Source organism: Azospirillum formosense, assembly GCF_013340925.1.
GTDB classification, from domain to species: Bacteria; Pseudomonadota; Alphaproteobacteria; order Azospirillales; family Azospirillaceae; genus Azospirillum; species Azospirillum formosense.
The window spans coordinates 1-1,686 of the sequence record NZ_WHOR01000477.1; the positions used below are offsets into that span (position 1 = coordinate 1).

The following is a 1,686-nucleotide window of genomic DNA, read 5'->3' on the forward strand; positions in this document are numbered from 1 at the left end:
TCCTGGACGACTCGGGCGCCGAGGGGGGCGCCGGCGGCGGTGCGGGCTCGGTCCTGCTGATCCGCCACAGCTACGTGGGCGGCTGGCATTTTCCGGGCGGCGGAGTCGGAAAAGGGGAGTCCCTGGTGGAGGCCATGCGGCGCGAGGTGCGGGAAGAGGTCGGGTTGACGGTGGAGAGCGGCCCGCAGCCCTTTGGCGTCTACGCCCGCTTCCGGCACGGGGCGAGCGACCATGTGGCGGTCTTCGTCGCGCGCGGATGGTCGGGAACGCTCCAGGCCGACGGGGTGGAGATCCTGGAGGCGCGCTTCTTCCCGCTGGACCGGCTGCCGGAGGACACCTCTCCCGCCACGCGGCGGCGAATCGCCGAGTTCCAGGGTCGGGAGCCTTTGGCCGAGCGCTGGTGACGGTTTTCGATTGCGACGGTTGACAGAAGCAAACCGGTCCCACCATTGTGCGATGCAATGCCCGCGACCGTCGCCGCCATACGCCGCTACCCCGTGAAGGGGCTGAGCGGCCAGGATCTTCCCGCCGTTGACCTCGTCACCGGCCAACCCATCCCCTTTGACCGGCGCTTCGGCCTGCTGCACGGTCCGGCGGCCCTGACCCCGGATGTCGAGGGCTGGCGCCCGAACGAGGATTTCTTCACGCTCGACCGGAACGAGAAGCTGGCGCTGCTCGACTCCGAGTTCGACGAGGCCACCCAATCGCTGATCATCCGGCGCGGCGGCAAGCAGGTCTCCCGCGGGCGTCTGGACCAGCCGATGGGGCGGATGCTGGTGGAGCAGTTCTTCGCCGCCTATCTGGCCGGCGCGGCCCCCGGCCTGCCCAAGCTGGCCGAGGCCAAGGACCCGACGCAAGGCGGTGGCTTTTCCTTCACCGACCGGGAAGAGGCCGCGGTCTCCATCCTCAACCTTGCCAGCGTGCGCGATCTGGAGGAGCGGGTGGCCAAGCAGCCGGTCGATCCGCGGCGCTTCCGCGCCAACCTGATGATCGACGGGCTGGAGCCCTGGGTGGAGCGCCAATGGATCGGCGCGTTGCTGACCATCGGCGAGGTCACCCTGCGCATCTGCGACCACAAGGATTGCCGGCCCTCCAGTGAGGTCAACCCGGCGACCGGCGCGCGCGACCTCAACACGCTTCCCATTCTGGAGCGCGGTTACGACCACACGCAGTGCGGCGTCTATGCCCGGGTGGTGCATGGGGGCCGGATCGCGGTGGGCGACCCGGTGGCGCTGGCCGAAGGCCTGCCGGCCTGAAAATTCCTGGAATCTGAAACCGGCCAGCCCTGAAACCGACCAGTCCTGAAACCGGACCTCGCCGGCTTCAGGACTGACGGTTATCGGACAGACGGTCAGGCGCTCATCGGGGCGCGTTCGTCGGCAGCGGCCTCGGACTCGTCGCCCATCTCGCCGCCGTCCTCGTCCTCCGCCGAACCGCCCAGGCTGGGCTGCGGGCCGAGGCCGGCGGCGCCGGCGTTGCCGCGCTGGCGGTTCTCGGATTCCTGGATCTGGTTGATGATGCGGAAATAGTGCTCCGCATGCTGAAGGTAGTTTTCCGCCTGGACGCGGTCGCCGGACGAGGAGGCGTCGCGGGCCAGCGCCCGGTACTTTTTCTGGACCCGCGCCGGGGTGACCCGGGGGCGCAGGGCCCGAGCCATGGTGGCGCAGGTGCGGTGCTTATAGACAA

The 1,686-nt window shown here is 69.5% G+C and carries 3 protein-coding genes; 2 read left to right on the forward strand and 1 reads right to left on the reverse strand.

Going from position 1 to position 1,686, the window contains the following annotated elements; translation table 11 throughout:
* Both GBZ26_RS29180 and GBZ26_RS29185 read left to right on the forward strand, forming a co-directional pair.
* The coding region (locus GBZ26_RS29180) for an NUDIX domain-containing protein (RefSeq protein ID WP_174441770.1) at positions 1 to 404 on the forward strand (404 nt) is incomplete at its 5' end.
* Positions 405 to 461: 57 nt separating this feature from the next.
* Positions 462 to 1,256, forward strand: a complete 795-nt coding sequence (locus GBZ26_RS29185) for an MOSC domain-containing protein (protein ID WP_174441771.1) — start codon at positions 462 to 464, stop codon at positions 1,254 to 1,256.
* Positions 1,257 to 1,351: 95 nt separating this feature from the next.
* Here the strand turns inward: GBZ26_RS29185 and GBZ26_RS29190 are convergent.
* A partial coding sequence (locus GBZ26_RS29190) for a DUF4167 domain-containing protein (RefSeq protein WP_247884954.1) occupies positions 1,352 to 1,686 on the reverse strand: 335 nt, incomplete at its 5' end.